This window comes from Methylobacter sp. BlB1, assembly GCF_015476545.1.
GTDB lineage: Bacteria > Pseudomonadota > Gammaproteobacteria > Methylococcales > Methylomonadaceae > Methylobacter.
In genome coordinates, this window is the sequence record NZ_JADMKV010000016.1 from 17,074 (window position 1) to 43,736 (window position 26,663).

Annotated in this window: 30 protein-coding genes; 16 read left to right on the top strand and 14 right to left on the bottom strand. The window is 50.4% G+C overall.

The window, feature by feature from the left end; translation table 11 throughout:
• Positions 1-6: 6 nt before the first annotated feature.
• From rapZ to IT781_RS08330, 10 genes are all read right to left on the bottom strand, one after another.
• Complete coding sequence (gene rapZ, locus IT781_RS08285) at positions 7-864, bottom strand: RNase adapter RapZ (protein ID WP_194969679.1); 858 nt, start codon at positions 862-864, stop codon at positions 7-9.
• Between the two features lie 50 nt (positions 865-914).
• The gene (hpf, locus tag IT781_RS08290; protein ID WP_194969680.1) at positions 915-1,205 is read right to left on the bottom strand and encodes a ribosome hibernation-promoting factor, HPF/YfiA family; all 291 of its coding nucleotides are present in this window, start codon (positions 1,203-1,205) and stop codon (positions 915-917) included.
• 51 nt (positions 1,206-1,256) lie between these two features.
• The gene (locus IT781_RS08295; RefSeq protein ID WP_194969681.1) at positions 1,257-2,705 is read right to left on the bottom strand and encodes an RNA polymerase factor sigma-54; all 1,449 of its coding nucleotides are present in this window, start codon (positions 2,703-2,705) and stop codon (positions 1,257-1,259) included.
• A gap of 30 nt (positions 2,706-2,735) precedes the next feature.
• Positions 2,736-3,461 carry an LPS export ABC transporter ATP-binding protein gene (lptB, locus tag IT781_RS08300; RefSeq protein ID WP_194969682.1) on the bottom strand — a complete coding sequence of 242 codons (726 nt, stop codon included), beginning with the start codon at positions 3,459-3,461 and terminating at the stop codon, positions 2,736-2,738.
• 2 nt (positions 3,462-3,463) lie between these two features.
• Positions 3,464-3,982 carry a lipopolysaccharide transport periplasmic protein LptA gene (lptA, locus tag IT781_RS08305; protein ID WP_194969683.1) on the bottom strand — a complete coding sequence of 173 codons (519 nt, stop codon included), beginning with the start codon at positions 3,980-3,982 and terminating at the stop codon, positions 3,464-3,466.
• On the bottom strand, positions 3,969-4,535 hold the full coding sequence (gene lptC / locus IT781_RS08310) for an LPS export ABC transporter periplasmic protein LptC (RefSeq protein WP_194969684.1): 567 nt from the start codon (positions 4,533-4,535) through the stop codon (positions 3,969-3,971). Before lptC ends, lptA begins: the two co-directional genes overlap by 14 nt.
• Positions 4,532-5,074 carry a 3-deoxy-manno-octulosonate-8-phosphatase KdsC gene (gene kdsC / locus IT781_RS08315; protein WP_370526966.1) on the bottom strand — a complete coding sequence of 181 codons (543 nt, stop codon included), beginning with the start codon at positions 5,072-5,074 and terminating at the stop codon, positions 4,532-4,534. Before kdsC ends, lptC begins: the two co-directional genes overlap by 4 nt.
• Entirely contained in the window at positions 5,074-6,051 is a 978-nt protein-coding gene (locus tag IT781_RS08320; RefSeq protein WP_194969685.1) for a KpsF/GutQ family sugar-phosphate isomerase, read from the bottom strand. The genes kdsC and IT781_RS08320 overlap by 1 nt, the downstream gene beginning before the upstream one ends.
• A 15-nt stretch (positions 6,052-6,066) precedes the next feature.
• Positions 6,067-7,035, bottom strand: coding sequence for a calcium/sodium antiporter (locus IT781_RS08325; protein WP_194969686.1), 969 nt, complete (start codon positions 7,033-7,035; stop codon positions 6,067-6,069).
• A gap of 350 nt (positions 7,036-7,385) precedes the next feature.
• Positions 7,386-7,634, bottom strand: coding sequence for a hypothetical protein (locus tag IT781_RS08330; RefSeq protein WP_194969687.1), 249 nt, complete (start codon positions 7,632-7,634; stop codon positions 7,386-7,388).
• A gap of 221 nt (positions 7,635-7,855) precedes the next feature.
• On the opposite strand from IT781_RS08330, the gene IT781_RS08335 reads away from it, so the two are divergent.
• From IT781_RS08335 to IT781_RS08400, 14 genes are all read left to right on the top strand, one after another.
• On the top strand, positions 7,856-9,121 hold the full coding sequence (locus IT781_RS08335; RefSeq protein WP_194969688.1) for a cobyrinate a,c-diamide synthase: 1,266 nt from the start codon (positions 7,856-7,858) through the stop codon (positions 9,119-9,121).
• Positions 9,122-9,596: 475 nt separating this feature from the next.
• Positions 9,597-10,454 carry an ABC transporter ATP-binding protein gene (locus tag IT781_RS08340; protein ID WP_194969689.1) on the top strand — a complete coding sequence of 286 codons (858 nt, stop codon included), beginning with the start codon at positions 9,597-9,599 and terminating at the stop codon, positions 10,452-10,454.
• A gap of 2 nt (positions 10,455-10,456) precedes the next feature.
• Positions 10,457-11,236 carry a lipid asymmetry maintenance ABC transporter permease subunit MlaE gene (gene mlaE, locus IT781_RS08345; protein WP_194969690.1) on the top strand — a complete coding sequence of 260 codons (780 nt, stop codon included), beginning with the start codon at positions 10,457-10,459 and terminating at the stop codon, positions 11,234-11,236.
• Positions 11,237-11,241: 5 nt separating this feature from the next.
• Positions 11,242-11,721, top strand: a complete 480-nt coding sequence (mlaD, locus tag IT781_RS08350) for an outer membrane lipid asymmetry maintenance protein MlaD (protein ID WP_194969691.1) — start codon at positions 11,242-11,244, stop codon at positions 11,719-11,721.
• Positions 11,718-12,050: an STAS domain-containing protein gene (locus IT781_RS08355; protein WP_194969692.1), complete on the top strand. Its 333-nt coding sequence runs from the start codon at positions 11,718-11,720 to the stop codon at positions 12,048-12,050. Before mlaD ends, IT781_RS08355 begins: the two co-directional genes overlap by 4 nt.
• Positions 12,051-12,080: 30 nt before the next feature.
• Positions 12,081-13,346, top strand: coding sequence for a UDP-N-acetylglucosamine 1-carboxyvinyltransferase (gene murA / locus IT781_RS08360; protein ID WP_194969693.1), 1,266 nt, complete (start codon positions 12,081-12,083; stop codon positions 13,344-13,346).
• Between the two features lie 10 nt (positions 13,347-13,356).
• Positions 13,357-13,983: an ATP phosphoribosyltransferase gene (hisG, locus tag IT781_RS08365; RefSeq protein WP_194969694.1), complete on the top strand. Its 627-nt coding sequence runs from the start codon at positions 13,357-13,359 to the stop codon at positions 13,981-13,983.
• 4 nt (positions 13,984-13,987) lie between these two features.
• A complete protein-coding gene (hisD, locus tag IT781_RS08370) occupies positions 13,988-15,298 on the top strand; it encodes a histidinol dehydrogenase (RefSeq protein WP_194969695.1) in 1,311 nt (436 codons plus the stop codon).
• 78 nt (positions 15,299-15,376) lie between these two features.
• Positions 15,377-16,465 (top strand): histidinol-phosphate transaminase, encoded by a 1,089-nt coding sequence (hisC, locus tag IT781_RS08375; protein ID WP_194969696.1) that lies wholly within the window; start codon positions 15,377-15,379, stop codon positions 16,463-16,465.
• A gap of 194 nt (positions 16,466-16,659) precedes the next feature.
• Positions 16,660-17,262, top strand: coding sequence for a ubiquinol-cytochrome c reductase iron-sulfur subunit (gene petA / locus IT781_RS08380; RefSeq protein WP_194969697.1), 603 nt, complete (start codon positions 16,660-16,662; stop codon positions 17,260-17,262).
• A complete protein-coding gene (locus tag IT781_RS08385) occupies positions 17,259-18,659 on the top strand; it encodes a cytochrome bc complex cytochrome b subunit (protein WP_194969698.1) in 1,401 nt (466 codons plus the stop codon). Before petA ends, IT781_RS08385 begins: the two co-directional genes overlap by 4 nt.
• Position 18,660: 1 nt before the next feature.
• Positions 18,661-19,383: a cytochrome c1 gene (locus tag IT781_RS08390; RefSeq protein ID WP_194969699.1), complete on the top strand. Its 723-nt coding sequence runs from the start codon at positions 18,661-18,663 to the stop codon at positions 19,381-19,383.
• Positions 19,384-19,551: 168 nt separating this feature from the next.
• Positions 19,552-20,157, top strand: coding sequence for a glutathione S-transferase N-terminal domain-containing protein (locus tag IT781_RS08395; protein WP_255528668.1), 606 nt, complete (start codon positions 19,552-19,554; stop codon positions 20,155-20,157).
• Positions 20,154-20,531, top strand: a complete 378-nt coding sequence (locus IT781_RS08400; RefSeq protein ID WP_194969701.1) for a ClpXP protease specificity-enhancing factor — start codon at positions 20,154-20,156, stop codon at positions 20,529-20,531. The genes IT781_RS08395 and IT781_RS08400 overlap by 4 nt, the downstream gene beginning before the upstream one ends.
• Positions 20,532-20,571: 40 nt before the next feature.
• Here the strand turns inward: IT781_RS08400 and IT781_RS08405 are convergent, their stop codons facing one another.
• Complete coding sequence (locus IT781_RS08405) at positions 20,572-20,925, bottom strand: DUF1820 family protein (RefSeq protein WP_228779014.1); 354 nt, start codon at positions 20,923-20,925, stop codon at positions 20,572-20,574.
• Positions 20,926-20,991: 66 nt separating this feature from the next.
• Positions 20,992-21,492 (bottom strand): NUDIX hydrolase, encoded by a 501-nt coding sequence (locus tag IT781_RS08410; protein WP_194969702.1) that lies wholly within the window; start codon positions 21,490-21,492, stop codon positions 20,992-20,994.
• A 141-nt stretch (positions 21,493-21,633) separates the two neighbouring features.
• Between IT781_RS08410 and IT781_RS08415 the strand changes: the two genes are divergently transcribed.
• Positions 21,634-22,200, top strand: a complete 567-nt coding sequence (locus tag IT781_RS08415) for a cytochrome c (protein ID WP_194969703.1) — start codon at positions 21,634-21,636, stop codon at positions 22,198-22,200.
• A gap of 210 nt (positions 22,201-22,410) precedes the next feature.
• Positions 22,411-24,654 carry a fused MFS/spermidine synthase gene (locus tag IT781_RS08420; RefSeq protein WP_194969704.1) on the top strand — a complete coding sequence of 748 codons (2,244 nt, stop codon included), beginning with the start codon at positions 22,411-22,413 and terminating at the stop codon, positions 24,652-24,654.
• A gap of 80 nt (positions 24,655-24,734) precedes the next feature.
• Here the strand turns inward: IT781_RS08420 and IT781_RS08425 are convergent, their stop codons facing one another.
• Both IT781_RS08425 and IT781_RS08430 read right to left on the bottom strand, forming a co-directional pair.
• A complete protein-coding gene (locus tag IT781_RS08425; protein WP_228779015.1) occupies positions 24,735-26,348 on the bottom strand; it encodes a glycosyltransferase family 39 protein in 1,614 nt (537 codons plus the stop codon).
• Positions 26,349-26,384: 36 nt separating this feature from the next.
• Positions 26,385-26,663 carry a lipid-A-disaccharide synthase N-terminal domain-containing protein gene (locus tag IT781_RS08430; protein ID WP_194969706.1) on the bottom strand — a complete coding sequence of 93 codons (279 nt, stop codon included), beginning with the start codon at positions 26,661-26,663 and terminating at the stop codon, positions 26,385-26,387.

Genomic DNA, 26,663 nt, shown 5'->3' on the forward strand with positions numbered 1-26,663 from the left:
AAAAGACTAATGCAATTCTCTATGGCGAACAATTACGTTCAGAGAACAATTCTTAAAATGCTGGGCTAATGAATCAACCAGATAAACCGATCGGTGCTGCCCGCCTGTGCATCCGATTGCAACGGTTAAGTAACTCCGGCCTTCTGCTTCAAACCGAGGTATCCAGCGTTGAAGAAAATCGGTAATATCTTGAAAAAACTCAGCGACTAAGGACTCGCCTTTAAGAAAATCCGCTACCGGCTTATCCTTTCCGGTCAAACCGCGCAATTCCGGGATCCAGTGAGGGTTTGGCAGAGAACGGGCATCAAATACAAAATCGGCATCCAGCGGCACGCCATGCTTAAAACCAAACGACTGAAACTGTAAGGCAATATGCTGGGCATTCCTTTCGCCGATCTGCTCTTTGATCAGCTCCCGCAACTGATGGTAATGCGTTCGACTGGTATCGATGACGACATTGGCATGTCGGGCAATCGGGGTCAGCATTTCCCTTTCGATTTTCAGCGCTTCTTTTAACGGTATATTAAAGTCCGTCAGCGGATGGCGCCGCCGGGTTTCGCTATAACGCTTCAATAATGTCGATTCTTCAGCCTGCATGAATATGATTTCGCAATCTATCCCTTTGCTGCGAATCAGGTTCAGGCAATCCGAGAAACTGAGCAGGCTTTCGCTCTGGTTCCTGGCATCAATGCCGATCGCGGTTTTTTTATAAGTTTTTTTATCGGCCAGCATGACGTGGTTGATAAAGTCTTCCAGCAATGTGACCGGAAGATTATCGATACAGAAATAACCACAATCCTCTAGCGTTTCTAGCGCGATACTTTTACCGGAACCGGAAAGGCCGCTGACGATTAACAGTTTCATAATAATTAGCTGCAAGGTTAAAAGCTTATTTTAACCTTGCAGTTTACACCTTATCTATGGCTTCCGATTTTTTCTTTATGCTTGATAATCTGGCGATCCAATTTATCAACCATACTATCGATGGCTGAGTACATGTCTTCCTGCTCATCTTCAGCAAACAATTTTGCACCGCTCAGCTGCAAGGTGGCTTCGGCTTTCTGGACTAATTTTTCAACACTCAAAATAACATGGACATCAGTCACATGGTCAAAATGACGCGCCAGCGTTTCAAATTTATTTTCTACGTGCGCTTTTAACGCATCGGTTATTTCAAGATGATGGCCTGTTATATTAACTTGCATGGAATAAACTCCTAAGGGTGAAAGATTGGTTTTTATTGTTATCAGCCAGCGCTATAAAATGCGCTTTCTCTGACTGGACGGCGAAATCAACATCGCTTCACGATACTTCGCAACTGTCCTTCTCGCGACATTGATGCCTTTTTCTTTTAATAAGTCCGCTATTTTACTATCGCTTAACGGTCTTGCCGGATTTTCACTTCCGATTAATTCTTTAATAAATGCCCTGATAGCCGTAGCTGAACATTCTCCGCCGCTTTCCGTCGACACATGACTGGAAAAGAAGTATTTGAATTCGACGATGCCGTTCGGCGTATGCATGTATTTCTGCGTCGTCACGCGCGATATGGTTGACTCGTGCAATTCCAGTTCCTCGGCAATATCTCTGAGCACCATGGGCTTCATCGCTATAGGACCATGCTCAAGAAACGCCGGCTGCTTTTCCACGATACAGCGCGCCACGCGCAGCAAAGTATCATTACGGCTGTGCAGGCTCTTGATAAACCATCTGGCCTCCTGCAAGTGATCCTTCATGGCCGCATTGTCTTTGCTGTTGTCGGATCTTTTGATCAGCGACGAATAAAAAGGATTTATGCGCAGCTTGGGCGCAATGTCCGGATTAAGATGCACTTGCCATGTACCGTTCTGTTTGGTCACATAGACGTCAGGGATCACATATTCGGACTCGGCCTCCTGTACGCGCGCGCCGGGCTTGGGATCCAGAGTCCTGATCAACGCGATGATCGCCTCCAGCTGGCGCTCTGTGACGCCTAATCGGCGCATCAGCTTTGACTGGTCGTGCGAAGCCAACAAATCCAGATGCCGCGAAACGAGAACCAGCGCCTCTTCCTTGAAAGGCGTCGAGTCCGGCAACTGCTGCAGTTGTATTCTCAGACAATCGCTTAAATCAACCGCCGCGACGCCTGCCGGATCAAAATTCTGCACGCGGTGCAATACCGCCTTAACTTCGTCAAAATCAAGATCTTCCAACTGCACCTGCAGGCCCTGAAAGATGTCATCCGGGCCGGTTCTCAGATAGCCGTCCTCATCCACCGCATCGATAATAGCCATGGCGATGGCGTGATCGCGCTCGGAAAAACGGGTCAACTCCAATTGCCACAGCAAATGGTCCAGCAATGTTGAAGACTTGCTGCGCTGCGGTTCAAATTCGCCGGCATCATCGGAAGAACCGGCCCCCGCAGCCATCACGCTGTCATAAACGTCCTCCCAGGAATATTCCAGCGGCAATTCCTCCGGAATATCGGTTTGCGAGCCTTCGCTGGTCTGCAGATCCGAATTGTCAATTTTCTTTTCGGATGCCGGCTCAGCCTCCGGCGACACGCTTTCTTCTTCATTGATCTCCAGCATTATATTGGATTCCAGCGCCTGTTGTATTTCCTGCTGCAGATCCAGAGTCGACAATTGCAGCAATCTGATCGCCTGCTGCAATTGCGGCGTCATAGTCAGTTGCTGGCCCAGCCGAAGATGTAAGGATTGTTTCATCGGAATAAGATCTTTTCTAACTATTTTAACTTAAAGACTAAAGTTATCGCCTAAATAAACTTTTCGTACTTCCTGATTGGCAACGATGGCTGCTGCTCCGCCTTCTGCGATCACCCTGCCATCGGCAAGTATATACGCTCGATCACAAATACTTAATGTTTCTCTGACATTATGCTCGGTAATCAATACACCGATGCCCCGATATTTTAAATGCTCAATGATCTTTCTGATATCCTCTACCGAAATCGGATCAACACCGGCGAAAGGTTCATCAAGCAAGATGAATTGCGGATTGGTGGCCAATGCCCTGGCAATTTCAACGCGCCGGCGCTCTCCGCCGGACAACCCCACGGCAATCTGGTCGCGCAGATGCAGGATATGAAACTCCTGCAGCAACTCTTCTATTACCAGTTCAGCCTGCCCCTTGGTTAAATCGGAACGAATCTGCAGTACGGCGCGCAAATTATCCGCCACACTCAGCTTGCGGAACACCGAAGGCTCCTGCGGCAAATAACCGATGCCCAATTGCGCCCTTAAATGCATAGGATGATGGGTCAAATCGTGCGAGTCCAGCATAATCTGGCCTTCATCGGCCTTAATCAAACCCACCATCATATAAAAACTGGTCGTTTTACCGGCCCCGTTAGGTCCCAGCAAGCCGACGACTTCGCCGGTATTGACATGCAATGACACACCGTTGACTACATTGCGCTTGTTGTAATTTTTAATCAGCTGTTTTGCTGCTAATTTAGCCATTGTTACTTAGCTTCTTTGGGTTTCGGTTTCAGTATGACGCGCACGCGCTTTGAGTCGGAAGACTTTTCGCCGGCTCTGACGACCGAATTTTTACTGTCGTATTCGATTAATTTGCTGGAATAAGTGGCATTGCCCTGCCAGACTGTCGCATCATCGATCAGAATCAGCAGGTTCTTTTTAGGATAATACTCGCCGATCATGGCTTCACCGGTGATATCTTCCTCACCCTCGTTGGGCTTTTGTCTGAATTTTGCCTTGTTGCCTGTAAACACCAGTTTTTCGGCGTCGCCGTCGACAAAATAAACCACCAACTTATCGGAATTGACTTTAATACTGCCCTGAATGGAAACCACGTTGCCGGTATAAGTGCTTATGGCTTTGCTGTCGTCATAAGTCGCCGTGTTGGAATCTATCGTGATAGGCTGTTCGGAATCACTTTCCAGCGCCACGGAGGCAGAGTCATATAAACCTAAGAATAAGGCAAAGCAGCAAAAAATTGCCGATTTTTTATTTCGTTTCATATTTTCCTCGCACATTAGCGAGCAATTTAATATTAATCGGGTTGGAAAAAACGAGTTTCATGCCGGTACCCGTAGTCACATTGGGAGGACTGATCAGTTCCGCCCATTCATCTGTTTCCGCATAACTGGTTTCCGGCTTAACTCTGACATTGGAGGTGTTGATGATAAGCTGGTTGACGCCCTCGCCCTTGGCTCTCTCAACGTGGACCTTCCCCGTCAGCAGCAAATCCTTGCCATCGGCGGATAAAACGCCGGTTTCAGATTTAACGACCCAGGGCGGCGTTTTCTCCTTGTGGAAAGACATCACGGGCTTTTCCAGATGCGTTGTGCCGTCATCGCTGTAGTGCGTCATTTTATCGGCAAGCAATTTATTTTTTAATTTGCCTGCTTCATTCATTTCCCACTTCGTATAGCCTGTACTGAAATAATCAGGACTGTGAGGCGGAGCCGGAGCCCGCAGCTCATCCAGTCCGGTCAATTTAACCAGCCACCAGCTCATTACTGCAATAATGATAGTGTACAGGTAAATATATTTGCCGCTTAGATTGATCATTTCAGATAAGCATTCACAACGTCTTCAAAGCGTCCCTGGGCCTGCATGATCAGATCGCAAACTTCCCTGACCGCACCGTGTCCGCCGGGCAAAGTCGTGCACCAGTCGGCGTGCTGTTTGACGGCAAAATTCGCATCGTCAACCGCAATGGCAAGACCGACTCGGGTCATGATCGGCAGATCCAGCAAGTCATCGCCGACATGGGCCGCCTGGTCCGGCGTAATCCGCAACTTATCGATGATTTCATCAAACGCGGCAATTTTGTTTTCATGGCCTTGGTAGACATATTCGATGCCCAGACTTTTCATACGCAGCGCTACCGAGTTCGATTTGCGCCCTGAAATAACGGCGACTTCCACGCCGGTCTGCCGCAACAGCTTGATACCGTGCCCATCGCGTGCATGAAAGGCCTTGTATTCATTGCCTTCATTGTCGAAAAAAAGCTTGCCGTCCGTTAAGACGCCATCCACATCCAGGATCAGGAGTTTCAGCTTTTTGGCCTTTTCCAGCACGGCCTGCATTTGTCCTGTTTCTGTCATCAAACTATTCCCGCATGAATCAAGTCATGCATATTTAAAGCCCCTATCGCGCATCGCTGCCCGTCGACGACAATCAATGCGTTGATTTTTTTCTGTTCCATGATGCGCATGGCTTCGGCGGCCAGGATATCGGCCGTAATAACGGTGCAATGCGGCGTCATGACTTCGGTAATGGCGGTACGGTGAATGTCCAGATTCCGCCCCAGCATGCGCCGCAAGTCGCCGTCGGTAAAAACCCCGACCACCCGGTTATCGGCATCGACGACCGCAGTCATGCCCAGTTTTTTTTCGGTCATTTCCAGCAGCGCCTCGCTGATCAATGCCGTCTCCGGAACGGACGGCACTTTACTGCCCGCATGCATGATATCGCTCACCATCAATAATAGCCGTTTTCCCAGACTGCCGCCGGGATGCGACAAGGCGAAATCATCGCGCGTAAATCCGCGTGCTTCGAGTAATGAAACAGCCAAGGCATCGCCCATTACCAGCGCCGCGGTCGTGCTGGAAGTCGGCGCCAACCCCAACGGGCAGGCTTCCTGCTCAACACCGACATGAATGTGGACCGTTGCAAATTTAGCCATCGTGGAAGCGGGGTTTCCGGTCATCGCGATTAAAGGCACGCCCAATCGCTTGATAATCGGCAGGATAGTCAAAACTTCGCCGGTTTCGCCGGAATTTGACAGCGCTAGCACCACGTCCTGACGCGTAATCATACCCAGATCGCCATGGCTGGCTTCGCCCGGATGCACAAAAAAAGCCGGCGTTCCCGTACTCGCCAGCGTCGCGGCAATCTTGCCGGCGATATGCCCTGACTTGCCCATACCCGTAACGACAACGCGGCCGGTACAATTGAACATCAACTTGCAGGCGGCAACAAAATCATCATTGATCTGCTCGGTCAATGCGGCAATCGCGCGATTTTCCACCTGGATAACAGCCAGCGCCAGTTCGCGGAGCTTTTGATCGTGTATCTTCATGTTCTGCCGGCAATATCAAACGGCAACCGCGCTTTGATAAAGAAACCATCCATAGACAGTATAAACCGACACTAAGCCGAGCCCTTCCATGCGACTGATATGCCCGGCTTTTGAAATGCCATAACCCAAAATAAACAATGCGCCGGTAAAAGCCAGCATGACCGGAAAATCGCGAGTCAGCACACTCTCGGCAACCGGCCCCGGCGCCAGCACGCCCGGCACTGAATAAACAGCCAGCAGATTATAGATATTCGAACCAACGACGTTTCCGACCGCCAAATCATCCTCACCTTTCAAAACACTGCCGATTGATGCGGCCAGTTCCGGCAGGCTCGTGCCTACAGCAACGATCGTCAGGCCAATCACTACATCACTGACGCCAAAAAACTGAGCGATATTGACCGCTGACATCACCAATACGCGAGAGCTCAGCAATAACCCAACCAATCCAAACCCGAAATACAGCCATGCTTCCTTATTAGGCAAATTCTCGGACAGTTCGGCTTCCATCTCCTCCCCCAAAGGATCGCGTTGTTTTTCATTAGATGCTGTACGGATCAACCATCCTGTAAAGGTGACCAACCCTACCAGCATCAAAGCGCCGTCGAAAAAATCCCATCCATCCAGGGACAGCAGGTAAGCGCCGATACTGAGAGCCATCAATACCGGCAATTCTCTTTTTAAAATGCCGGAATGAAACGCCAAAGGCGCCACCAGCGCCGTAGAGCCCAGGATCAAACCGATATTGGCTATATTGGAACCCAATGCGTTGCCTATGGCCAGACCGGCATTTCCCTGCCATGAAGCAATGGTTGATACCAGGATTTCCGGCGCAGATGTGCCTACGCTGACTATCGTCAGACCGATGAGCAATGGAGAAACGCCGAGATTTCTGGCAATGGAGGCCGTTCCCGTAACGAATTTATCCGCTGAATAGACTAAAATAGCTAATCCTGCTAGCAGAGCAATAAAGTTGATGACCATGGAGTTCCAGCTCAAAAATTGCGTATTATGCCATGTTTATCTCATTCATGTACTATGCATGATAAGCCCTCTACCATGACTCCATGCATGTCGAGATTTATCGATGCAGCGTTATAAAAACAAATACACATCCTTAAATTAATACATCCGCCTATTTGCTCAACACATTGATCATTGGAGAGACAAGATTCACCCATTGCCGAATAGATTCTGTTTTAAAGATTACTGCAAACAGCGGGCGAAATTGAAATTCGGCTAGCAATTTGGGCAATTCTGCAGCGGCAAGGGCTTGCCAACATAAATGCGGAGATAAGACTGGAGCAGTAACAGCGACACTGTGAAGAAATTTATCACATACCGGCTTTGGGGTTATCTTCTGTACTATTTATTTCAATTAGCCAAATGCGGGATTGGCAATCATGCAAACGTATTTTCCCGACAACAGTAATTCCTCCTTCAAAATTTCCTATAACTTTGACGCCCCTGCACTGGCCCGACTCTAGTCTTAGACGCCGATTTCCTGCAGGAAGTCGGCAATTATCTGTATCATCAATAAAAATCTCCGGCAGTTCTTGAGCTTGTTTTTCGGCAAAAACCATTGGCCATAAATCAGCATCGCCATTATGCTATTAGCTTCGCACATAGTCAGTGTCCACAATCCGATATCGCCCGGGCGATGACTGCCAAGCCTCCAGTGAACACTATGAAGATTTGCTTCAATAAGGCCCTGTTCTGGCGGGCTTGTTATTAGACTGCGCTCTTACCCAAATTCAGACTTTAATTCATGGCATCTTCATCCTTACCTCAACATTGCTCCGCTATGCTAATCAGCGCGCCTGCTTCCGGCCAGGGCAAAACCACCATTACCGCCGCGCTGGCTTACTATCACCGCCAACAAAACCGCAAAGTTCGGGTATTCAAGACCGGCCCCGATTTCATCGATCCGCAAATCCTGGCCCATGCCTCGGGACAACCGGTGTATCAGCTCGATTTGTGGATGATGGGCGAAGCGCATTGCCGCGAACTGATATATCGCGCCGCCGCCGACGCCGACCTCATTCTGATTGAAGGCGTGATGGGCTTGTACGATGGCGACACCAGCAGCGCCGATCTGGCGCAGGCCTTGTCTGTGCCTGTTGCGGCAGTGATAGATACCCAAGGCATGGCGCAAACTTTTGCCGCCGTCGCGTACGGTCTGGCCAATTATCGGCCGCAACTGCCGTTTGCCGGCGTGATCGCCAACAAGGTCGGCAGCCCAGGTCACGCCAGGCTGCTGGAAGAAGCACTGCCGGATGCGATGCCGTTGCTGGCGATAATGGCAAAAGACGAAACGGTCGGCTTGCGGTCGAGGCATCTCGGTTTGCTGCAGGCCGATGAAATCGGCGATCTCGACCTGCGACTGGCGCGCGCCGCCGAATTGCTGAGCAGTCTCGCGCCCTGCCGTTTACCAAACAGCGTAGCTTTTGAGCCTGCCGAAGCCATGCCGCTGCCTCGCCTGCTGGCAGGCAAGCGCATCGCCGTCGCCCGCGATGCGGCGTTTTCGTTCATTTATCAGGCCAATCTCGATTGTCTTCAGGCCATGGGTGCGGAACTGCGGTTTTTCTCGCCATTGGCCGACAGCGGCCTGCCGGACGCCGACAGCCTGTATTTGCCCGGCGGCTATCCGGAACTGCATTTGCAGACCCTGGCCAATAATCTGGCGATGAAGCAGGCCCTGCAGACCCATCATCGGGCCGGCAAACCAATCTATGCCGAATGCGGCGGTTTTTTGTATTTATTGAATAGCCTGGCAGATCGAGACGGCAACCGCGCAGAAATGGCCGGCCTGCTGCCCGGCAGCGCCCGGATGCAGAGCCGGCTGGTCAATCTCGGCATGCACAGCTTGCAGCTGGAGCAAGGCGAGATCCGCGGCCACAGCTTTCATCATTCACAACTGGAAACGACTATGGAGCCGTTGACCCTGTCCGTACCGCAACGCAGCTTCGGCCACGGCGAAGGTTTTTTTCGTTCCGGACGCCTGCAAGCCTCTTACCTGCACAACTATTTTCCATTTAATCCCCAGCTTGCCGCGGGGTTCTTTTCATGACCGACCAGCCTTCGGCAACTGCTCCTGCGTTGCTTAAAGCGCCTACTGCTGGTACTCTACTACACGCCATCCATGGCGTTATGCAATCTCTGCATTCCCCCCAACCGCGTGGTTTACACGGGAGGCAGAGGGCGCCTGGAACATCAATATAAAGCACTAGGAAAATCAAGGCATGCCATCTTACGGCAACTTCATAAATTTATCTGGGAACATTAGCAAGCATTTGAATTTCAAAGCCTTCGCGTCCTTCATTGTGAAATGCTCAGGCTAAATCAGGCAAAAGATTTCTTCCCCTCTGACCTCTCTTTAGCGGCTCACCCTTATAGTATTTCCGAAGCTCACGCTTCCCATCCTATGTGCTGAACCGATGCGGCGAAGTGCTACTTTTTCTTTCTCAAACAACCGTATATTGACTTGACAGGGACTAGTCATAGAAAATAGCGGGTTTAGATTCTGAAATATATCCTGACCACGCATGGATAACAGCGTTTCCTCTCAAAACAGCTTAGTTTCTGTTCACAATTTGTCATTTTCCCGGGGCAATAAGAAAATATTTGACGATATTTCGCTGGAATTCGAACGCGGTAAGATTACCGCCATCATGGGTCCCAGCGGCACGGGCAAAACCACGCTGTTGAAACTGATCGGCGGCCAATTGTTTCCCGACCACGGCTCTGTGACGGTAGACGGGCAGAATGTCCACCGCTTGCGCCGGTCGGAATTGTACAATTTGCGCAAACGCATGGGCATGCTTTTTCAAAGCGGCGCCTTATTAACGGATATGAACGTATACGATAATGTGGCGTTTCCGTTGCGCGAGCACACCCATCTGCCCGAATCCATGATCCGCACGCTGGTGTTGATGAAACTCCAGGCCGTAGGACTGAGAGGCGCACGCGACCTGATGCCTAATGAGTTGTCCGGCGGCATGGCCAGGCGCATCGCCCTGGCCCGCGCAATCGCCCTGGACCCGATGATGATCATGTATGATGAACCGTTTACAGGTCAGGACCCGATTTCCATGGGCGCACTGGTGCACCTTATCAAATCGTTGAATAATACCCTGGGCTTGACCAGCATTATCGTCTCGCACGATGTCCATGAAACGGCGGCGATCTCCGATTATATTTACGTATTATCGGAAGGCAAAGTCGTCGGCCAGGGCACGCCGAAAGAAATTCAACAGTCGGAATCTGAATGGGTTCAACAATTCATGACCGGAGCGGCAGACGGCCCGGTGCATTTTCATTACCCTGCAACAGACTATGTTGACGACCTGCTGTCATCCAAAAAACGTTCTGGCCGGGTATCAAAGCGTTACGGGCAGCTATAAACATGACTCAATTTCTACAATTTTTAGGCAGAACGACACGCACCGGTTTTACCAAGCTGGGACGCGGCACATTCTTCCTGCTGCATACGCTTGGCGGCATCGGCAGCATTTTGCCGCGGCCCAGGCTGATCCTTAATCAGATGTATGCGGTCGGCGTCCTGTCCTTTCTGATTATCACCATCTCTGGGCTGTTTGTCGGCATGGTGCTGGGGCTGCAGGGCTTTTACATCCTGTCCGATTTCGGCGCCGAAGAGACGCTGGGCCTCATGGTCGCGGCATCGCTGGTCAGGGAATTGGGCCCGGTTGTGACAGCCTTGTTGTTCGCCGGCCGGGCCGGTTCCGCTTTAACGGCGGAAATCGGCCTGATGAAAGCGACTGAGCAGCTTTCCGGCATGGAAATGATGGCCGTCGACCCGATCAAGCGCATTATTTCGCCGCGCTTTCTGGCCGGCTTGCTATCCATGCCCTTGCTGGCGGCTTTATTCAGCATGATCGGCATCCTGGGCGGACACATGGTCGGCGTCGGCCTGCTGGGCGTGGACGAAGGCTCTTACTGGTCACAGATGCAGGCCGGCATCGATTTCCAGGATGATATCGTCAACGGCGTCATCAAGAGCATTGTTTTCGGTTTTGTCGCCACCTGGATAGCGCTGTTTGAAGGTTATGACACCATCCCGACTTCCGAAGGGGTCAGCCGCGCCACTACACGTACCGTCGTCAATTCAGCTTTTAGTATTTTAGGTCTCGATTTCATCCTGACCGCACTCATGTTCGGAGATTAATTTAAATGCAGCACACCAGTACCCAGGACACGCTTGTCGGGCTTTTTGTCGCCGCAGGCATCGTCGGCCTGCTCTTTCTTGCCTTGCAAGTCAGTAATTTGAGCACTTTTATTGAGGAAGACACCTACACTGTGGCTGCACGCTTTGAGAATTCCGGCGGACTGAAGGTTAAGTCGCCGGTTTCCGTAGCCGGCGTTAAAATAGGCCAGGTCAAAGCCATCAGCTTCGACCCGACCACTTATGAATCCGTCGTTGAAATGCATATCAACGCGAAGTACAACACCCTCCCGGATGATACCAGCGCCAGCATTTTTACCGCCGGCCTGCTAGGCGAACAATACGTCAACCTGGTGCCGGGCGGCTCGGAAGAATATCTGAAAGAAGGCAGCACGATTGAAATCACGCAGTCCGCCATCATCCTGGAAAAAGTAATCGGCCAATTCCTGTTTAAATCAGCCGAAGAAAAAGCGGAAACGAAAAAGTGAGCGGGCTGAATATTATTGATCAGGGAGCGGGACACTTCATTATCGATGGCGATTTGACCTTTTCAACGATAGATAAGAAAACAGTCAAATCATTTGACTTCTTGAAGACGGCAAAACACATCACCATCGATCTCAGCCGGGTCACATCTACGGATAGTGCCGGGCTTGCACTCATGATCGAATGGATAAAGTATACGCGCGACCATAAAATCCAGCTGCACTTTAAGAACATTCCTAAGCAGCTGCTCAACCTTGCCAGATTGAGCGGCTTTGACAAGACGAACCATTTTACAAGTCAGCCAGATTCGCCAGAGTTTACTGATCTTTAGCATTTATCGAGATAACCCAAGACATTCTGTATGGATAAACTAATCATTACCGGCGGCAAAAGACTTTCAGGAGAACTGCGCATCTCCGGCGCCAAGAATGCGGCTTTACCCATTCTGGCCGCAACGTTGCTTTCGGAAACGCCCGTCAGCGTCGGCAACATACCGCACCTGCACGACATCACGACCACGATGGAATTACTGGGCCGCATGGGGGTTCAGCTCATCGTCGACGAAAAAATGAACATTGAAGTCGACGCAAGCTCGATCGCCTGTTTTGAAGCGCCGTATGAACTGGTCAGAACCATGCGCGCATCGATCCTGGTGCTGGGCCCTTTACTGGCCCGGTACGGCGAGGCGCATGTATCGCTGCCCGGCGGCTGCGCCATCGGCACGCGTCCTGTGGATATTCACATCAACGGATTGATCAAGATGGGCGCCGACATCACCGTCGAAAACGGCTATATCCATGCCAAGGTCGACCGACTGAAAGGCTGCCGACTGGTGCTTGAACAGATCACCGTTACCGGCACTGAAAACCTGCTCATGGCCGCCGCACTGGCCGAAGGCACCACGATTATCGAAAATGCCGCCAAGGAACCGGAAGTCAGTGATCTGGCTTATTTCCTGAATGCCATGGGCGCCAAAATTTCCGGCATCGGCACCGATGTTCTCGTCATTGAAGGCGTCGAAAAACTGGGCGTGGAAAATCTGCACTACAACATCCTGCCCGACCGCATCGAAACCGGCACTTATCTGGTCGCGGCTGCCATCACCGGCGGCAAAGTCAAACTGAAAAATACCCGGCCTGATCTGCTGGATGCCGTTCTGGAAAAATTGGTTGAGGCCGGCGCCGACATTACAACCGGCGAAAACTGGATCCAACTCGATATGCACGGCAACAAGCCCAAAGCCGTCTCCGTGCGCACTGCCCCCTACCCGGCTTTCCCGACCGACATGCAGGCCCAGTTCACGGCCATGAATACGGTCGCGGAAGGTGTCGGCATTATTACCGAAACGGTCTTTGAGAACCGGTTCATGCATGTCCAGGAAATGCAGCGCATGGGCGCTGACATCAAGCTGGAATCGAATACCGCTATCTGCACCGGCGTTAAAAAGCTGACCGCTGCCCCCGTTATGGCGACCGATTTAAGAGCGTCCGCAAGTCTGGTCATCGCCGCCCTTGCGGCCGAAGGCGATACGCTGGTTGACCGCATCTACCATATAGACCGCGGCTACGATCACATCGAAGAAAAACTTTCGCAACTGGGCGCGACTATACGCCGCGTCCCAAGATAAAGGATCAGCCATGCTGACTATCGCCGTATCCAAAGGCCGAATTTATGAAGAAGCCCTGCCCTTCCTGGAAGAGGCAGGCATCACGCCGATCGACGACCCGAAAACATGCCGCAAGCTGATTTTGCAGACCAGCCGCGACGACGTTCAACTGGTCATCATCCGTGCTACTGATGTACCTACATTTGTAGAATATGGCGCCGCAGACCTCGGCATCGCCGGCAAGGATGTGTTGCTGGAGCACGGCGCCGAAAGCCTGTACGAGCCGCTGGACCTGAAGATTGCCTGCTGCCGGCTCATGACCGCCGCGCCCAAGGATGCGCCGGACATCTCGGGCAGAATCCGCGTGGCGACCAAATACGTCAAAACCGCCCAACGCTATTTTGCCGGCCGAGGCATTCAGGCCGAAATCATCAAGTTATACGGCTCCATGGAACTGGCGCCCCTGGTTGGCCTGGCCGATTGCATCGTTGACCTCGTCGATACCGGCAACACCCTGAAAGCCAACGGTCTCGAACCGCGCGATCTCATCATGAACATCAGCTCCCGCCTGGTCGTGAACAAGGCGGCCATGAAGATGAAGCATCAGGCCATTCAGTCACTACTCGATCAATTTGAAAAAACCCTTGCGGAAAGATAACGCCATGTCCGATTTAAACATTACCAAACTGGATGCCTCATCAGCTGATTTTGACCGGCAATTGAAAAATCTGCTGGCCTGGGATGAAACCGACGATCTGGAAATTCATCAACGCGTGCTGTCCATCATTGCCGACGTGCGCAAAAACGGCGATAAAGCCGTGATCGAATACACCAACCGCTTCGATCACTGCCAGATCACCGATGCCAGCCAGCTCGAACTGTCCCGGGATACGCTGAAATCAGCCTGGGAAAAACTGCCGGCCGATCAAGCCAAGGCATTGCAGACAGCGGCCGACCGCATCCGCGCCTATGCGGAAAAACAGAAGATGGAGTCATGGCAGTACACCGAAGCCGACGGTACGCTGTTGGGACAGAAAGTCACCCCGCTGGATCGCGTAGGGCTTTATGTGCCGGGCGGCAAAGCGGCTTATCCGTCTTCGGTGCTCATGAACGCTATCCCGGCCAAAGTCGCCGGTGTCGGCGAACTGATCATGGTCGTGCCCACGCCGCATGGCGAAACCAATGAGCTGGTGCTGGCGGCCGCTTATCTGGCCGGCGTCGACCGCGCCTTTGCCATCGGCGGCGCACAGGCTGTCGCAGCGCTCGCTTACGGCACGGAAACGGTGCCGGCTGTGGCCAAAATTGTCGGCCCCGGCAATATCTATGTCGCCACGGCCAAAAAACTGGTTTTCGGGCAAGTCGGCATCGACATGATTGCCGGCCCTTCGGAAATCCTGGTGATCTGCGATGGCAAAACCAACCCGGACTGGATTGCCATGGACCTGTTCTCGCAGGCCGAGCACGATGAAGACGCGCAAGCCATCCTGATCAGTGATGACGCAGATTTTCTGACTGCCGTCGAGCAGAGCATCCGCAAATTATTGCCGCAAATGGAGCGGGCCGACATCATCAGAACCTCGCTGACCACGCGCGGCGCTCTGATCAAGGTCGGCAATTTAAAAGAAGCCGCCGAGGTGGCCAACATCATTGCGCCGGAACATTTGGAACTATCGGTTGAAAATCCGACCGCCTTATGTGAAGACATCCGCCATGCCGGCGCCATTTTCATGGGCCGCTATACTGCCGAAGCCTTAGGCGACTACTGCGCCGGCCCCAACCATGTCTTGCCGACATCGAGCACCGCCCGCTTCTCATCGCCTTTGGGCGTTTACGATTTCCAGAAGCGTTCCAGTCTGATCAACTGCTCCGAAGCCGGTGCAGATCAGTTGGGCAAGACCGCATCGATACTGGCGAGAGGTGAAAGCCTGACCGCCCATGCGCGCTCTGCCGAATACCGAATAAAGTCAGAGTAAGGCCCAAGATGCAGGGCGGATAAGTCTTCGCCCTGCATCTTGCCAGTTACTTTTCACCTTTGCCCTGAATCTTAATGTATGCCACAAAATGATCTGATTGCCTCCGTGTTCCGCCAGGAAGTGCGGGCCTTGTCTGCCTACAAAGTGGCCGATGCCACAGGCCTGATCAAACTCGACGCCATGGAAAATCCCTATACCTGGCCCGATGATATCAAGGCCAGCTGGCTGGAAGCGCTGAAAGACTGCGCGCTGAACCGGTATCCTGATCCTGAAGCCAAAGCGCTCGCAGCAACGCTGAAACGTTTGAACCAGCTGCCCGATCAATTCGAACTACTGCTGGGCAATGGCTCCGATGAAATCATTCAATTGCTGCTGATGGCGCTGCCATCGAATGCTTGCGTAATGGCGCCTGATCCTGGCTTTGTCATGTATAAACAACTGAGCCACTGTCTGGGATTGAATTATCATGGCATTCCGTTACGGGCCGACGATTTCGATCTGGATGTGCCTGCCATGCTGTCTGCGATTGAAGCGCATCAGCCTTCGGTTATTTTTCTGGCCTATCCCAACAACCCGACCGGCAACCTGTTCAGCGAAGACGCGATGCTGGCGGTTATCAAGGCGGCCAATGGACTCGTGGTCATTGATGAGGCTTACGCGCCTTTTGCCGATGCCAGCTTTATCGACCGGCTGGATCAATTCGATAACCTTCTGGTCATGCGTACCGTCTCCAAACTGGGACTGGCCGGTCTGCGCCTGGGTTATATTGCCGGCAGCCGTGCCATTATCGAGCAACTGAACAAAATCCGCCTGCCTTATAACATCAACAGCCTCACGCAAATCAGCGCCGACTTTGCCTTGTCCAATAAATCGCTGTTTGACAACCAAACCCGGCAGATCTGCGCTGAGCGAGCCGGCGTATTTGAACAACTGAATGACATGGACGGCATTACCGCCTACCCAAGCGCGGCTAATTTCATTCTGTTCCGGACGCCGAAAAATCAGGCCGACAGCATTTTCGCTTCATTAAAAGAGCAAGGTGTTTTAATAAAGAATCTGGCGCCGCAAGGGGGATTATTAAGTGATTGCCTGCGCGTCACGATTGGCACGCCGGAAGAAAACAAGGCTTTTCTTGCGGCATTAAGAAAAAGTCTGGCCGGTCATTGAGCTGACTATCAAACCGTTGACTGTACAGATACAGAGATTGTGATGCCGTCTATGTATTTGCCCTGGATGCCGATTCCCGGACCATTGCGCATAAACGCTTCAAAACACATAAGTTGTAATGGTATATTGGCATCGATAAAAACTATAAAATCATGTGCTCTTTAAAGCACAGACCCAATCAGGAGACTTTATAAATGAATAATGAAGGCGTCGATAAGTCCAAGCGCCAGTTTTTAACCACGGCGTTGACCGTGGTTGGGGCGGTCGGCACAGGCTATCTAGCGGTTCCGTTTCTGGCTCAAATGCAGCCCAGCGTTAAAGCGATGGCGGCCGGGGCACCTGTTGAAGTTGACATCAGCAAAATGGAACCTGGTCAATTGCTCAGAGTCGAGTGGCGCGGCAAACCGGTCTGGATTCTGAACAGAACGCCGGAAGTCCTTGAGACGCTTAAAACACTTGATAATGAGCTTCGTGATCCGCTCTCGCAGGAATCGATACAGCCGTCCTCGAGCAAGAACCAAATGCGTGCGATCAAACCTGAGATTTTCGTTGCCATTGGTTTATGCACGCATCTGGGCTGCTCGCCTACTTACCGTCCGGAAATTGCCCCTAACGATCTGGGCGATAAATGGAAAGGCGGCTTTTTCTGTCCTTGCCATGGCTCCTGGTTCGATCTGGCCGGCCGTGTTTATCGCGGTGTGCCGGCGCCTACCAATCTGGAGATTCCACCCTACCGTTATGTTACCGACACGCAGATCATCATTGGCGAAGAAGCTACCGCGGGGGCAAGCGCATGAAACCATCACGTCTAACAACATACGGCAACTGGGTCCTGGACCGTTTTCCGCTCACCAAACTCTGGAATGACCACATGGCGCAATACTATGCGCCGAAAAACTTCAATTTCTGGTATTTCTTTGGCTCACTGGCCCTGCTGGTGCTGGTCAATCAGTTTGTGACCGGCATTTTGCTGACCATGAACTATAAGCCGGATGCGCAGCTGGCCTTCGACTCTGTCGAATACATCATGCGCGACGTCAACTGGGGCTGGCTGGTGCGCTATATGCACTCCACCGGCGCTTCGGCCTTTTTCATTGTGGTTTATCTGCATATGTTCAGAGGCTTGCTGTACGGCTCATTCAAGCAGCCTCGCGAATTGATCTGGATCTTCGGCATGCTGATATTCGTTGCACTGATGGCCGAAGCCTTCATGGGCTACCTGCTGCCTTGGGGACAAATGTCTTACTGGGGCGCTCAGGTTATCATTTCACTGTTCAGCGCCATACCCGTAGTCGGCGATGAATTGTCGCTCTGGGTTCGCGGCGATTATGTCGTATCCGATGCCACGTTAAACAGATTCTTTGCCTTTCATGTTATCTCGGTGCCATTGGTTCTGGTATTACTGGTTTTCCTGCATATCGTAGCGCTGCATGAAGTAGGCTCCAACAACCCGGACGGTATCGAAATCAAGAAAAACAAGAACGCCAACGGCATTCCGCTGGATGGCATTCCTTTTCATCCTTACTATACCGTTAAAGATATCGTCGGCGTCGGCGTATTTTTAGTGTTTTTCGCGACCGTCATTTTTTACATGCCGGAAATGGGCGGTTATTTCCTGGAGCACGCCAACTTTATTCCGGCTGACCCGATGAAAACGCCCGAACATATTGCGCCGGTCTGGTATTTCACCCCATTTTATGCCATTTTGAGAGCGATTCCTGACAAATTCGCCGGCGTTATCGGCATGGGCGGCGCCATTGTCGTGTTGTTCCTGCTGCCGTGGCTGGATCGCAGCGAAGTCAAATCCATCCGCTACCGCGGCGGCACCTATAAAAAAGCCCTGTTGCTTTTCGTCATCAGCTTTCTCGGCTTAGGCTATCTAGGCACGCAACCCGCAACGCCGGCAGCGACAACCGTGGCTCGTATTTTTACGGCGATTTATTTCGGCTTCTTCCTGCTGATGCCGCTGTATACGCGTTGGGAAAAAGCAAAACCGTTACCGTCACGCGTGACGGATCAGCCAAGCCTTGAAGACCGCATTCCTGCACTGATAGAAACTTATCATGAAATGACTGTGCAGAAACCGGTCACCCAAGAAGACGGCACAACAGTTATGAAGAGAAGACCCCATCCTGCAGGCATTCTCAACGTCATCACTCGACTAGCAATAAAACTAAAAAAGAGCCTCGATTGATATGAAAAAATTTATCACCCTATTTTTGTTGTTGATTCTGCCTTTGGGCGTTCATGCATCTGAAGGCATGCCATTGCAGGAGGCCGATATCGATCTGTCCGATAGCGCATCCTTACAGCGCGGAGCCAAGCACTTCGTAACCTATTGCCTGGGCTGTCATTCGATAAAACATATCCGTTATCTGCGCATTGCCCTCGATCTTGGCGTCGACGAAAAGAAAGTTTTGAAAGACATTGCGCCGGAAGGGGCCGGTATTTATGACCAAATGCACACGGCGATGAATGCGCATGACGCAGAAAAATGGTTTGGCATTCAGCCCCCCGATCTGTCATTGGTCGCCCGCTCACGCGGCGCTGATTGGCTGTACAGTTATTTAAAGGGATTCTATACCGACAAAACCAAAGTCTTGGGCACAAACAATGCGGTTTTTCCGGATGTCGGCATGCCTAATGTATTCTGGCAATTGCAAGGCGAACAGAAACCCCTTTATAAAAAAGTGGATGGCAAACAGGTTATTGATAAACTGGTTATAGAAGAACCAGGCGCTTTAACTGAACTAGAGTTCGATCGCGTAGTCAACGATCTGGTCAATTTCCTGGTTTATGTCGGAGAACCCGTGCAACTGGAAAGGCAGCGCATGGGCAAATATGTCATATTCTTTATTTTCATGTTTGTCGGCATAGCCTATCTGCTGAAACGAGAGTATTGGAGAGATATTCATTAATTTACGACGCTGAAAACAGGGACGTTTTCTTGTCATATACATTTGATTCTAATATCGTCTGCCGGTCAAAAACCTGATCTTCCGTGTTATAATGCCCGCTTTTACCGCCCCACACCGTCCTAAATGAGGTTGTTATTCGTGGCAAATATTAATACTCGTAAATCTGTAATGACGCTTTTTTCATCTCCAACATGTGCCATGAGCCACTGCGCCCGCTTTGTCTTACACGAAAAAGGGGTTGTCGCAGACATTGAATATTATGATCCGAATAACCCACCTGAGGATTTGCTTGAACTGAATCCGACAGGCGTATCCCCGACGCTGATAGAGCGGGACCTGGTTCTCTATGATTCGCGCATTATTATGGAATATCTTGACGAGCGCTTTCCGCATCCTCCATTGCATCAAATGGACCCGGTTTCGCGCGCCAACGCCAGGATGCTGATTAAACGCATAGATCAGGACTGGTATCAATTACTTGACGAGATCTTATATTCGGGCGAGAAAAAGTCGGCCCGGGCTAAAAAAATGTTGAAGGAAAGCCTGCTGTCCGCCGCGCCTATTTTTGCGGCCAGACCTTATTTCATGAGTGACGAATTTTCGCTGATCGATTGCGCGCTCGCTCCTTTATTATGGCGATTGCCGAGCATAGGCATTGATGTGTCGACACCGAGCGAAGCTATTACAAACTATGCCCAACGCATATTCAGAAGACCTGCATTCAAGCGCAGCCTCAGCGATGCAGAAAAAGAAATGGCTGAACCACCAAAATGACTTCTTTAAAACCCTATTTAATCCGTTCAATCTACGAATGGATCATTGATAACCACCTGACTCCGCATTTGCTGGTAGATGCTGAAAACAGCAGCGCGGTTCTGCCGCAGGAATATATTGAAGACGGTAAAATCGTCTTGAATATACGGCCTGAAGCCATACAAGGACTTTCTCTGGGCAATGAGGAAATTCAATTCAACGCCCGGTTTGGCGGCAAACCGATGCATATCGTCACACCGATAGCCGCTGTGATGGCCATCTACGCCAAAGAAAACGGCAAAGGCATGATCTTCGATCATGAAGACACGGAAGGCGATGAACCGCCTCCTGAGAAAACCCCGCCTAACAAACCTAATTTACGTATCGTAAAATAATTTCCTTGCCCAATCTGCCCAAGGCGATTGGGCAGGCGCTTTATTGCTTATCCGGCGTATAAAGCGCAGACAACCGGCCACGATCCTCTGCCGCATCCTTGGGAATAGCCACAATCTTTGCCGTCCCTCGCTTTTTTACCTGATCGATACGGATAATCTTGTGCATAGGAATAAAAGAGCGATTGACGCCCTCAAACTCAGACCGGAGCCGCTCTTCCGTTGGATCGACAACAATTGAGCTTTTCTCGCCGAAAATGAAATCCTCAACAATTACAAATCCATAGAGTTCCGCTTGATAGACGCTCTTAACGTAAACTTCATAAACCTGCTCCTGATTGATAAAAGCGACTTTATAAATATGTTTTTCCGACATGCCGATTATGAACCCGAACAAAGATAAACTTCCGATATTTTAACCGGATTCAGATGCTTATACACTAAGGGATCCCATGCAAAGCATTTACAGTAAAGGAATATAGTCCGTGCCCTTCGAATCAACATCGTACAATCCAGCCAAATGATCTTCTTTATAAATGCAGAAGGTGCGCCTGACGATCTCCGCCAAACCTTCAACTAACTCATAATCAGCAAGATTTTCCAAATCGACCCATTTGGCATCGGCAATATCGCTCTGAGCTATCGGCACAGCCTGTTCTTCGCCAATTAACAAAGCCAAATAGTCAATAATCACATAGTGAAAATTCTCAATCCGCCTTTCGACTACCGCCACAATATTTTTAATGTCCGTTTCCAGACCCGTCTCCTCTTTAATCTCCCGCTTACAGGCTTCTGTTAAAGACTCGCCCGCCTCCAATTTCCCGCCAGGTATGGACCACAAACCCATCGCCGGCGGCTGATTGCGCTTTATCAATAAAACCTGATTTTGCCGATTGAAGATGATTCCACCGACACCAATAGCGGGTATAGGAAATAAGCTTACAGTGTTGTCCGGTGTAATCATACTCAACCTCTGAACTTTTTTATTATCACTTAATCTTTTTAGTTGTATAGTAAATGCTCCCAATAACAATAAGACAGACGCCTGTCATATTGCGTCCAGTTCAATAATCATCTAAAGCCCAATACTTTTGTGAGGTGAAACATGGTTGTATTCAAGCAAATCCTTACGCTATTTCTATGCCTGGCCTGGTCTGCAACTGTGCCGGTTTCGGCTGCCGATGCTGCAGCCGGCGAAAAAAAAGCAGAAACTTGCGGCGGTTGCCACGGGCCCAAAGGCAATAGCAGCAATCCCCAATGGCCTAGTCTTGCGGGCCAGCAATCAAACTATATCATTAACCAACTGAATGCCTTCAAAAAGGGAGAGCGTAGCAATCCTGTCATGCAACCGATGGCGGCCAGCCTGTCGGATGAAGATATAGCAAATCTAGCCGCTTACTTTTCAACCCAGAAAGCCGAAAAAGCCGGCGGCGATGCTGCGCTGGCTCAAACCGGCAAAGCTAAAGCGGGCATGTGCCTGGGATGTCATGGCGCATCAGGCGAAGGCAATGGCCAGTTTCCGAGACTTGCCGGACAACACCCTGAATACCTGGCCCAGCAGTTGAAAAGCTTCAAAGACGGTTCGCGCAAAGGCGGACCGATGCAGGCTATTACCGCGAATCTGTCCGAAGAAGACTTTAAAGCCTTGGCCGCCTACTTTGGCTCGCTATAATGCCGGATGCTTTCATAACGTCCGCCATTGTCATGAGGTCAAGCAAGGTCGATAATCTCCTGTGACGATAAACACCAATGGTCGGAAAATAGGTGAATAAAAAAGGCGGTAAAACCGCCTTTTTTATTGCCTTTTCTTATCCCTGAGCAAAGCTAAATGCTTTATCATTAGCGCATTTTATAACAATAAGCCCAAAGGGCGATTTAAGAAATGCGTAACCATTCAGAAGCAAAAACAGACCGAAATCTATCTCTGATATTCTTGTTTGCAGCGACATTATTTACCAGCGCCTCGCTGATGTTCGTTCTGCAACCCATGTTCGGAAAAATTTTATTACCTTTACTGGGAGGCTCTCCGGCAGTCTGGAACACCTGCATGGTGTTTTATCAAAGCATTTTGTTTCTCGGGTATCTGTACGCCCACTATATTTCGACGCGCCAAAGCCAGCACCGGCAAATTCTAATACACGCAGGCGTGATGCTGATCAGCTTTCTGGCCCTGCCACTGGCATTGCCTGAAAACACGGCTCCGCCGACAGACAGCGACCCGACCTTCTGGCTGTTCTGGACCTTGCTTTTGGCTATCGGCCTGCCCTTTTTTGTGGTTTCGACCACCGCGCCCTTGATTCAAAAATGGTTTTCCAATGTCGGCCATCACACCAGTCATGATCCTTATTATCTCTATGCAGCCAGTAATGCTGGCAGCCTGATAGCCCTACTGAGCTATCCCTTTATTTTAGAACCAAACATAGGGCTGGCTGACCAGAAAACCTACTGGAGCATCGGCTACCTGCTGCTTTGCTTGCTGATCGCCGGTTGCGCATTTATTTTATGGAAAACCCGGCTACAAGCCGAGACTTCGCAAGAAAACCTGCTGGAAAGCAATGAGCTGAGCCCTTACACTCAACTGCACTGGCTGGCGTTGGCCTTTGTCCCCTCCAGCCTGCTGCTGGGTTTGACCAATTTCATCAGCACCGATATCGCCTCGGTGCCGCTGCTGTGGATCATTCCGTTAACGTTGTATCTCTTGTCCTTTATTATTGTTTTTTCCAAATGGAATCCTGTCATTCATCCATTAATGGTCAGGCTGCAGCCTATTGTACTGCTGCCGTTTATTGCTTACTCGTTCATTAATCCGGCAGTTCTGCCCTATTGGATGGATCTGATGCTGCACCTGCTGGCTTTTTTTCTGGCCGTCATGGTCTGCCATGGCGAACTGGCTAAAAGCAGGCCCCATACCCGTCATTTAACAACCTTTTACCTGATCATGTCATTTGCGGGCATGCTGGGCGGCATGTTCAATACTTTCGTGGCGCCGTTTGTCTTTAATGGCGTCTACGAATACCCGATCATGATAGTTGCGGCATTATTGCTGCGCCCTGGCCTGAAATCATCAATAGGCAAATATAAAATGGCTTGGGCGGCGCAATTGATATTGCCGGCAACGCTTGTCATCATTGGCCTGCTTATTTACTCCAGCAGCGATAATCTGCCTCAATATCTCGATACGATCGGTGTCGGCCTGATTTTAATAGCCGGCTTGACTTATGCCTTCCGACAACAGCCGATTACGCTTGCCTTGCTTACCGGCACGCTTATCTTCTTTACACAGGGCCTGCATGGACTGCTGTCCAACACGCTTTATCAGGAGCGCAGCTTTTTTGGCGTCCTTTCGGTGAGAGAGAGCGTGTTAGCCGATGAGCAAAATCATCCGGAAAAATACCATGAGCTCTTCCACGGCACGACCAAACACGGAGCGCAACGCCTGACGGCAGCCCACATTCAAACGCCGCTGACTTATTACAGCCGCCCAGGGCCTATGGGCCAGCTGTTTAAAGAATACGATAATGCCGATCAGAACTGGCACATCGGTGTCGTAGGCCTTGGCGCTGGTGCTTTGACCTGCTATGCCAAGCAGCAACAGGAGTGGACCTTGTACGAAATTGATCCGCTGGTAGTCGAAGTCGCAAGTAATCCGGCCTATTTCAGTTATCTTAAGCTATGCAGCCATAATGCAGCCATGCGCATAGGCGATGCCCGCCTGTCGCTGGAAAAAGACCCTGATAAGAAATTCGATTTGCTGGTCATGGATGCGTTCAGCTCGGACTCGGTGCCAACGCATCTGCTGACTCAGGAAGCCCTGAAGCTTTATTTCAAGAAACTGAAGCCAGACGGCATCCTGGCATTTCACATAACCAATCGTCATCTGGCGCTTAAGAAAGTATTATCCGATCATGCCAGACAGTTGCATTTAGCGGCTATGATTCAGGAATTCAAACCGCAACAAGAAATTCCGCTGGTCGTGGCGACAGATTGGGTGGTTATGGCAAATCGCGCTGAAACGCTGGAACCACTGCGCCTAAGCCGCCTTGGCCATTGGCAGAAATTGCCGTTGTATTTTGACGTGAAGCCGTGGACGGATGATTTTACCAATATCGTCAGCATCTGGAAGTAACCTTGCTAGCCGGCGCTTTAGCTAAAGCGCCGGCTGTGCGCCAGAAATCGTTTACAAGCAGTGCGTTATTACAAATGACGTTATGAGGGTTTCAGCACAGAGCCAAGACTGGGGTTTTCAAGAAGCGTCTTGCATGAAAGCAAGCCTATATTCTGGCTTTTATAAGGATAATGATAGCTGATAATTGACTCGGGCAATGCGTCCGCATCCTTATAAGTGACAATAATGTAACCATCCTGATGACGCTTGGCCCAGTCATACAGACCATTGAAATCCATCATTACCGCAATCGGCTGTTTGAGCCGTCCGGCAAAATGATATTGACCGTGGTATTTGCTGCCATAAAAAGAAATGGCTCTGTTCTCGTCCATTAAGCTGGCAATTTCTTGAGCCGCCGCTTTGGTATCGTAATGGTCTGCTTTAATCTCAAAAAAAGCGCATGAAATCGCCAATGACGCCACAAGCGATGCTATGCAGAGATAAAAGGCGGAATCCGGCGCATCCTTGGCCTTGGCCAGTCCTATAGCAATGGAAATCGCCAATAGCAAAACGCCCCATACTGGCGAAATTAACGATAGCTCAGCGCGCCACTGATAATGATCATTCAAGGCTGGCACAGCCGTCATAATCATGCCCAATAAGGCAAATATTCCCACAACAGCAAGATGAGCCCGCTTCCAGCAAATTTGATCGGTTATTTCATCGGCAGCCCGCGCCAATATCAACGCCAAAGCAGGCAGCAAAGGCAATAAATAATGGATGCGCTTGCCGCTGACCAGCGAAAAAGCGATAAAAACCGGTACTGCCCAGGCCAGACAAAAACGTATGCCGACATCATTAAAATTCAGCTTCCTGAGCCCTGTCCATACGGGTTTCCAAAGCAACCACGGCAACAACAATAACGGCAATATTTCCAAATACCACCACCAAGGCAGCCGATGGGCAAAAGACTCGATCAGGCGACCGCTGGTCTGCCCTAAAAAAATTGCCTTTCTGTAAGCATCACCGCCAGCCATGCCGGCAGGTATCGCCCAGCACAAGGCCATACCTGCGCCTATTAAAACAGCGACGCCAATATGATAATACCAATGCCGCCAGCAAAACCCGGCAGTCTGGAGCCACCATGGCGCTAATAATGCAACAGGCAATAAATGCAGCAAAATCACCGGACCTTTTGTTAAGACGCCCGCCCCTATCGCCAATCCAAGCAACAGCAAATACTTAAAAGATAAGTCCGAATAAGCGAGTTTCAACAGGCTATAGATGCCCAGCAATGCAAAGAAAGCCAGCATCATATCGAACATCGTCAACGTACTGAAGACAATCCAGAAAAAGCATCCCAGCAAGATCAAAGGCGCTAGCGCTTCGATTTGCTTTCTATCCGGCCATAAAGTCCGGGCAATGTCACGGGACAAGAACAAGGATGCCAGCGAGAATAGCGGCCCGATAAGCCGCAATGACCAATCGTTGACGCCCAATACCAGCCAACTGAGTTGCATCAGCCAGAATAACAACGGTGGTTTATGACTATAGCTGTCACCGTTTAGATAAGGAACGAGAAAATCTCCCCTGACCCACATTTCCCAGGCAACAGCGGCATAACGGGTTTCATCGACCGGGATTAATGGGCGCGTAGAGAGATTAACCGCGATTAAGCCCCCCCAAAGAAAAAAAATCCAAAATCGGGCAGGCAAGAATTGATACATTGGCAGTAAAAAATGAGAAAAAGCTTATTCGACTTTCAGATTCTTGTGTTCGTAAATAACAAAATACAGATTTCGCAGATAAATGAACAAACCGGTTAATTGACCCACAATGAAAACAGGATCCTGTCGATGCACCGCATAAGCAAAAAGCGTAACTCCACCGGCGATACTGAAATACCAGAACGCTATAGGAAACACACTTTTCTTCTCGCGCTCGCTTTTAAGCCATTGCACGATAAAGCGAGCCGAAAATAACCCCTGCCCCAAAAAACCGATAACTAGCCAAATATTCTCGGTGTCCAT